Raw genomic sequence first — 266 nt, 5'->3', positions numbered from 1 at the left:
CAGCCATAATATTGTGGTGATCGGTCGCAGTGCCGAAGAGATGGCGCTGGCGGTCAATCAGGTGATTCAGGATGGCGGCGGGCTGTGCGTGGTACGTAACGGCCAGGTACAAAGTCATCTGCCGTTACCCATTGCCGGGCTGATGAGCACCGACACGGCGCAGTCGCTGGCGGAACAAATTGACGCCTTGAAAGCCGCCGCCCGTGAATGCGGTCCGTTACCCGATGAGCCGTTTATTCAGATGGCGTTTCTTTCTCTGCCAGTGA

1 protein-coding gene is annotated in these 266 nt (G+C 57.9%); it reads left to right on the top strand.

What is annotated here, in order from left to right; translation table 11 throughout:
• On the top strand, nt 1-266 hold a 266-nt coding region (locus FN960_RS24160), incomplete at both ends, for an adenine deaminase C-terminal domain-containing protein (RefSeq protein WP_368854063.1).

It is taken from the genome of Alkalicoccobacillus porphyridii (assembly GCF_007293315.1).
Lineage (GTDB): Bacteria > Bacillota > Bacilli > Bacillales > Bacillaceae_D > Alkalicoccobacillus > Alkalicoccobacillus porphyridii.
Note: the sequence above shows the minus strand (reverse complement) of the source record. Positions and strands in the feature narration are given on the sequence as shown.